5 protein-coding genes and 11 tRNA genes are annotated in these 6,519 nt (G+C 44.6%); 2 read left to right on the top strand and 14 right to left on the bottom strand.

Annotated elements, in window-relative coordinates; all coding sequences use genetic code 11:
• Window positions 1–89: 89 nt before the first annotated feature.
• The 12 genes from JHD44_RS18170 to JHD44_RS18115 form a co-directional block, all read right to left on the bottom strand.
• A tRNA-His gene (locus JHD44_RS18170) sits at window positions 90–165 on the bottom strand.
• Between the two features lie 13 nt (window positions 166–178).
• Window positions 179–254 (bottom strand) — tRNA-Asn (locus tag JHD44_RS18165).
• A gap of 30 nt (window positions 255–284) precedes the next feature.
• Window positions 285–375: transfer RNA gene (locus tag JHD44_RS18160), tRNA-Ser, on the bottom strand.
• Window positions 376–387: 12 nt separating this feature from the next.
• Window positions 388–463, bottom strand: a tRNA-Lys gene (locus JHD44_RS18155).
• A 27-nt stretch (window positions 464–490) separates the two neighbouring features.
• Window positions 491–567, bottom strand: a tRNA-Pro gene (locus tag JHD44_RS18150).
• Window positions 568–569: 2 nt separating this feature from the next.
• Window positions 570–645: transfer RNA gene (locus JHD44_RS18145), tRNA-Asn, on the bottom strand.
• Window positions 646–686: 41 nt separating this feature from the next.
• Window positions 687–762: transfer RNA gene (locus JHD44_RS18140), tRNA-Lys, on the bottom strand.
• 15 nt (window positions 763–777) lie between these two features.
• Window positions 778–853 (bottom strand) — tRNA-His (locus tag JHD44_RS18135).
• 21 nt (window positions 854–874) lie between these two features.
• A tRNA-Pro gene (locus JHD44_RS18130) sits at window positions 875–951 on the bottom strand.
• A gap of 2 nt (window positions 952–953) precedes the next feature.
• A tRNA-Asn gene (locus JHD44_RS18125) sits at window positions 954–1,029 on the bottom strand.
• Window positions 1,030–1,073: 44 nt separating this feature from the next.
• Window positions 1,074–1,164, bottom strand: a tRNA-Ser gene (locus tag JHD44_RS18120).
• A 67-nt stretch (window positions 1,165–1,231) separates the two neighbouring features.
• The gene (locus JHD44_RS18115) at window positions 1,232–2,284 is read right to left on the bottom strand and encodes a polysaccharide deacetylase family protein (RefSeq protein ID WP_199464139.1); all 1,053 of its coding nucleotides are present in this window, start codon (window positions 2,282–2,284) and stop codon (window positions 1,232–1,234) included.
• Between the two features lie 148 nt (window positions 2,285–2,432).
• Between JHD44_RS18115 and nudC the strand changes: the two genes are divergently transcribed.
• Window positions 2,433–3,242 carry an NAD(+) diphosphatase gene (gene nudC, locus JHD44_RS18110; protein ID WP_199464138.1) on the top strand — a complete coding sequence of 270 codons (810 nt, stop codon included), beginning with the start codon at window positions 2,433–2,435 and terminating at the stop codon, window positions 3,240–3,242.
• A 16-nt stretch (window positions 3,243–3,258) separates the two neighbouring features.
• A complete protein-coding gene (locus JHD44_RS18105) occupies window positions 3,259–4,344 on the top strand; it encodes a zinc-binding metallopeptidase family protein (RefSeq protein ID WP_199464137.1) in 1,086 nt (361 codons plus the stop codon).
• Window positions 4,345–4,420: 76 nt separating this feature from the next.
• Here JHD44_RS18105 and ppnN read toward each other — a convergent pair whose 3' ends face one another.
• The gene (gene ppnN / locus JHD44_RS18100; protein WP_199464136.1) at window positions 4,421–5,794 is read right to left on the bottom strand and encodes a nucleotide 5'-monophosphate nucleosidase PpnN; all 1,374 of its coding nucleotides are present in this window, start codon (window positions 5,792–5,794) and stop codon (window positions 4,421–4,423) included.
• Between the two features lie 184 nt (window positions 5,795–5,978).
• Window positions 5,979–6,461 carry a peroxiredoxin gene (locus JHD44_RS18095; protein ID WP_199464135.1) on the bottom strand — a complete coding sequence of 161 codons (483 nt, stop codon included), beginning with the start codon at window positions 6,459–6,461 and terminating at the stop codon, window positions 5,979–5,981.
• Between the last annotated feature and the right edge of the window lie 58 nt (window positions 6,462–6,519).

Raw genomic sequence — 6,519 nt, 5'->3', positions numbered from 1 at the left:
AAGCAGAAAGCAGAAAGCAGAAAGCAGAAAGCAGAAAGCAGAAAGCAGAAATTTTAAATTAGAGACAAGAAAAGGGAAAGAAGTATTAATGGGGTGGACGATGGGGCTCGAACCCACGACCGATGGAATCACAATCCATAGCTCTACCAACTGAGCTACGCCCACCATAAAGACTAGATGGCTCCCTGAACTGGACTCGAACCAGTGACCTAACGATTAACAGTCGTTTGCTCTACCAACTGAGCTATCAGGGAACTACAAAACCCGCTTACAAGCAGGTTAAATGGCGGAGGAGGAGAGATTCGAACTCTCGGAAGGCTATTAACCTTCGCCGGTTTTCAAGACCGGTGCATTCAACCGCTCTGCCACCCCTCCGTATATCAAAAGTGGTGGGTCGTACTGGATTCGAACCAGTGACCAATTGATTAAAAGTCAACTGCTCTACCAACTGAGCTAACGACCCGCACATTTGAATTTTCACTATTCTGACTGGTCGGAGTAGAGGGATTCGAACCCCCGACATCCTGCTCCCAAAGCAGGCGCGCTACCAGACTGCGCTATACTCCGAGTGGCTCCCTGAACTGGACTCGAACCAGTGACCTAACGATTAACAGTCGTTTGCTCTACCAACTGAGCTATCAGGGAATGTCAGAAAACAGAAACATCATTTCTGTATACTATATAGTTGGTGGGTCGTACTGGATTCGAACCAGTGACCAATTGATTAAAAGTCAACTGCTCTACCAACTGAGCTAACGACCCAACTATATATGGCAATGGGGTGGACGATGGGGCTCGAACCCACGACCGATGGAATCACAATCCATAGCTCTACCAACTGAGCTACGCCCACCATTACCATTAATAAAATTAGTGGTCGGAGTAGAGGGATTCGAACCCCCGACATCCTGCTCCCAAAGCAGGCGCGCTACCAGACTGCGCTATACTCCGAATGGCTCCCTGAACTGGACTCGAACCAGTGACCTAACGATTAACAGTCGTTTGCTCTACCAACTGAGCTATCAGGGAACAACTAATTTTTAAACTCACTTCAAACCACTTCATTTAAGAAATGGCGGAGGAGGAGAGATTCGAACTCTCGGAAGGCTATTAACCTTCGCCGGTTTTCAAGACCGGTGCATTCAACCGCTCTGCCACCCCTCCGTTGCGAGCGAGGTGTATATTACGGATTCTAAATTTCAGTGCAACTATTTTTTTAACTTTTTTTAAATTAATCCGTTACATACCGCTGTTCGGCAGCCGTACGAATCCATACGTTAGAGAACCAGTAATAATGCTTTCCAGACTGATCGGGCATCGTACAATTAATACGCCCTCGCCCAACTGGAAAGGCCTGCTCTGCCTCAACAATGACCGTACGATCGTCACGCCAATTGAGCAGCGCTTTACCTTGACCTGCAACATAACAAGTTAGCTCACTGGTTCGGTAACGTCCTTCTTTTAAAGTAAGCGCCATTTTTACAGGCTGCTCACTGGCAAAGTCACCGCCATTTTCTATTGCATCAATCGGCATTGGCTTAGCACGCAATTTCACTTTCAAGGTTGAAAGCTTCGCATAAGGCCCCGCGGCTGGAAAGCGCGGCAAATTGGCAAAGTCAGAATTTTTACTCACCACACCTGATTGCTGACCAAAGCCAACCATACCTTGTTCCTTAATGAGCTTACGCACACTGTCATTGGATTCGCCGTACGGATAAGCGATCATCTTCGGAGTGGAACCAAGCTTTGACACTAGCAAAGACTCAACATCAGCCACCTCTTGTTTAACTCTTTGCTCCCATTGCCCCACTGTTTCCCCCTCTTCCAAACGAAGCATGTAGGGGTGACTGACTGTGTGGTTTGCAAAAACGCCACCAGACTTCTGCATTTCTTCCATTTGAGACCAGGTTAAAAAGCTACGATGACCTCGTTCAATGGGCCCTGTATTAATAAATACGGTAAACGGAAAACCATGTTCCTTAAGGATCGGAAAACCATTTTCGTAAATATTCAAATAAGCATCATCAAACGTAATGGCAACAGCCTTATCAGGTAGAGGCTGATCAGAACGAATTCGCTGTAAAGCTGTTTCCAAATCAAGCACCTGATAACCGGTTTCCTTCAAATAGTCCATATGCTGTTTAAATTCTTCAGGTGACACGGATGTTGAGCGAGGTGTTGAAGCATCCACATGGTGGTACTGCAAAATCGGCAAATACTCTTGTGCATGAGCAGTCCCCGTGACACAACAAGTACTTAAAAGCACAGCAGGCAGTAATTTCATAATAACCCTTTTATCATTCTTTACATGTCATCACATTGTACGGGAAAGGTAGTAGATAAACATGTAAAAGGCTCTGCTGGGGAATTGCATACAATCATTGGAGAGAGTAGCTTAATCACATATACATTTAAGAATAACGAGTTTTTTCATGGTTGAAATTGGCACAAGCACACATCCATCACCGCATGCTATGGCACGATATATACTGGTCACCAAGCAAAGCGTACTAACACATGACTCGGGCTTTCTTTTTTCCATAAAAGACTTTCACCCGACACCAGAAATGCGCAGCGTTTATATCGGCCAGTTTGAAGGGGAAGATGTATTCGTATGCCATTTCTCCACTGCCCCTAAAGGATATACCGAGAAAGGGTTACGTGATGTTCTGTATGAATCAGATGCCTACTACTTTGGGCTTTTAAGCAGAGCTCACCAACTGGCTACATGGGATTTGGACCACCAATTCTGTGGCCGCTGCGGCTCAACGCTTACCAAAAAGCATGAAAAAGAACACGCAAAGCTCTGCAACAAGTGCCACATTAGACACTATCCACGTATCTCCCCCTGCATCATTGTCTCTGTAAGAAAGGAAAATTCTATATTGCTCGCGCGCTCATTTAACATGCCGTCAGGTCGAATGAGCAACATTGCAGGGTTTGTTGAAGCGGGTGAAACATTAGAAGAAGCCGTTCATCGCGAAGTGCTTGAGGAAGTGGGGATTCATATTAAGAACATTCAGTATCGAGGCAGTCAACCTTGGTCATTCCCCCATCAACTTATGGTCGGTTTTTTTGCCGAATATGATCACGGCGATATCACACCAGCGCCAGAAGAAATCGCTGAAGCAGGCTGGTACCCAATTGACGCATTGCCCACTACTCCTAACGAAACCAGTATCTCAGGTCAGCTGATACTTGAGCATATTGAGCTTATTAAGCAGATGGACTCTAAAGCATAAAGAGGTAGAAAGGATCATGAAGCTGTTCAGTTGCCAACAATGTGGTCAAGCGTTGCTTTTTGAAAACACTCAGTGTGAGAGCTGCCAATCCCCTTTAGGATTCCACTCCGACACATTAGAGTTAACTGCGCTTACACCGTTGGAACAAGGTTTTAATGCGTACTCGAATCACCCCCCCTCGCCAGACAACACAGTTTGGTATTATTGCTCCAATCATGTTCATAATGTATGTAATTGGCTAGTTTCTACCCCTAACACATTATGTGATGCCTGTGATTTAAATCGACACATCCCGAACCTTTCAGACATAGAAGAAAAGCAGGCTTGGCAGACATTGGAGCAGGCTAAACATCAACTTGTTTATGCATTGCGCCGACTCAATTTACCGATTGTTAGCAAGAAACAAGATCCGGATGATGGTCTATCTTTTGACTTTATTTCAGAAGATAACGTCATCCCTGAGGATGCCCAAACCTCAACAGGTCACGCTCAAGGCCAAGTAACCATTAATGCAGCCGAAGCTGACAGCGTTGATAGAGAGCAAATGCGTAAAGACATGAATGAATCTTATCGTACTGTCATAGGGCATTTTCGACACGAAGTCGGGCATTATTACTGGGATCAACTGATTGCAGATCATCCCACTAACCTAACTTCATTTCGAACACTGTTTGGCGACGAGCAAACCGATTACACAGAAGCATTATCAAATCATTACGCCAATCCTAATCCAGTGTGGAATCATGAATTCATTAGCTCCTACGCTTCATCCCACCCTTGGGAAGACTGGGCGGAAACCTGGGCACACTATTTACATATATTAGATACTTTAGAAACTGCTTATTACTTTGGCCTTACCACTCGCCCACCCTTGCCTGAACATAGCCAGCTAACTGCAAGCGCTTCTTTAGATCCCTATACCCATGAGAACTTTGAAGATCTTCTTAACGAGTACCTTCCACTGACTTTCGCAGCCAACTGCTTAAACCGAAGCATGGGGCAACCAGATCTCTATCCGTTTGTATTGGTGCCGAAGGTAAGAGAAAAACTTGGCTTTATTCATCGACTAATCCGCCAAGTTCAAACAGACACAGCTCAATAAAGATAAATAGCATGCAATAAAAAAAGGCCGCACTAAAGATATCTAGTGCGGCCTTTTAACAATCAGTCACAGAGAGTTAATCAGTGATGACTTTATAGCAAGGCACATAAGCCGTACCTGGCAACTTCATACGCTGTTGAGTCACAAACGCTTCTAGCAAAGCATCTAGTTTTTTCATCAGCTCCTTGTCACCGTGTATTTCAAATGGGCCAAATTCTTTAATACTGGCAACTCCCTGTGGTTTCACATTCCCAGCCACAATAGCTGAGAAGGCGCGACGCAGGTCCGCAGCGAGCAAATGCGTATCTTGACCATAAAACAAATTCAACCCCTTCACATTTTCATGTGTCGGCTCAAATGTGCGTTGAAATTCGTCAGGGATATGCAACTTCCAGTTGTAATAGAAGGCATCTTGATGGGCTTTTCGATACAGACGAACCGCTTCCATCCCTTCTTTCATAACACGCGCCACTTCTACTGCATCATCAATGATGATCTTGTATTTAGCTTGTGCTTCCACCCCTAAAACAGAACCAATAAACTCATGGATCTGCTCAAAATAAGGTGCACTTTCTTTAGGTCCGCTAAAGACTAGAGGGAAAGGCATATCAGCATTTTGGGGATGCAATAAAATACCTAAGATATAGAGGATTTCTTCAGCGGTTCCAGCGCCACCAGGGAAAACAACGATGCCATGACCAGTTCGAACAAACGCTTCAAGTCGCTTTTCGATATCTGGCATAATAACCAGCTGATTCACAATCGGATTAGGTGATTCGGCAGCAATAATTCCCGGCTCAGTTAAACCTAAATATACGCCATTTTGGATACGTTGTTTCGCATGAGCAATGGCAGCGCCTTTCATAGGCCCTTTCATGGCACCTGGACCACAGCCCGTACAAATATTCAGCTCACGCAGGCCTAGCTCATGGCCAACTTGTTTCGTGTAGTCATACTCATGGCGGGCAATAGAGTGTCCCCCCCAGCAAACGACCATGTCCGGTGTTTGTATACGACGAAACACATTTGCATTTCGAAGCAGCTCAAAAACAACGTTGGTTATTTTGTCTGAGCTTGCATCATTAAGACCACGAGCGACATTGTATTCGTGATAAGTAAAAATAATGTCTCGCAACACACTAAATAACATTTCGCGGACACTACTAATCATTTTGCCATCAACAAACGCGCTACTGGGCGCATCACTTAGTTGCAGTTTTACGCCACGCTCCTGCTGAACAATTCGAATCTCGAAGTTTTTAAATACCGACATGATTTCTGAGGGGTCATCAGAATCACTGCCACAATTTAAGATTGCCAAGGCACAGCGACGAAACAACTCATGCAAATCGCCACTGTCTTCAGACATACGAGCAATTTCTTCCTGTGACAACATTTCTAGTGCGCCTTTTGGTGATACTAGCGCATCAACGCGATCGCTATATGTCATGGATCGCCCTCCTTTTTTCTATGTGCTTGTCTTATAAGTATATTGCTCCTAGTCGACGAAAATGCAAGCAGATTTGTTTGTTTCTATAAAAAGCATAGTTGTAGAGCATTCATAGATAGGTCAGTCAATGCTGTGACTTAGACACAAAAAAGCCGCAAAAAATGCGGCCTTTTAAAACAAAAACTTATGAGATTTGTTCGAGAACATGCTCCGCAGAGCTAACACCAAACTCTCCTGGCTCTTCAAGCCAAAGCTGCTGAATCACACCATTAATAACTAACATTGCATAACGGCGACTACGTAACCCCATTTGCGCTGTTGCGATATCAATCTCTAACCCCAAAGCCGTTGTAAACTCTGCAGAGTTATCTGCCGCCATAACAATCTTTTCAGCCCCTTGAGCTTGGCTCCAAGCATTCATGACAAACACATCATTGACCGACAAGCACATAATCTCATTCACACCTAATGCTTGAAACTCATCATAATGCTCCACAAAGCCAGGCAGATGTCTTGCACTACAAGTGGGCGTAAAAGCACCTGGCACAGCAAATAAAATGACGGTTTTATCTGCAAAAAATTCAGTGACATTCACTTCTTGTGGACCATTTTCCCCCATTACCAAGAAGGAACCATATGGCAACATATCACCAATTTGCACACTCATGCTCGTACTCCAATTGATTCTCGGATAAGCATCATAGCGTGATTTCTAAAACTCTGCG

The sequence above is a fragment of the Marinomonas ostreistagni genome (genome assembly GCF_016461785.1).
In the GTDB taxonomy this organism is placed as follows: domain Bacteria; phylum Pseudomonadota; class Gammaproteobacteria; order Pseudomonadales; family Marinomonadaceae; genus Marinomonas; species Marinomonas ostreistagni_A.
This window is presented reverse-complemented; position numbering and strand designations above follow the sequence as displayed.

Coding starts and splice junctions, on each gene's coding strand:
- JHD44_RS18105 (WP_199464137.1), top strand. CDS start 3,259: ATGAAGCTGTTCAGTTGCCAACAATGTGGTCAAGCGTTGCTTTTTGAA.
- JHD44_RS18095 (WP_199464135.1), bottom strand. CDS start 6,461: ATGAGTGTGCAAATTGGTGATATGTTGCCATATGGTTCCTTCTTGGTA.
- JHD44_RS18115 (WP_199464139.1), bottom strand. CDS start 2,284: ATGAAATTACTGCCTGCTGTGCTTTTAAGTACTTGTTGTGTCACGGGG.
- nudC (WP_199464138.1), top strand. CDS start 2,433: ATGGTTGAAATTGGCACAAGCACACATCCATCACCGCATGCTATGGCA.
- ppnN (WP_199464136.1), bottom strand. CDS start 5,794: ATGACATATAGCGATCGCGTTGATGCGCTAGTATCACCAAAAGGCGCA.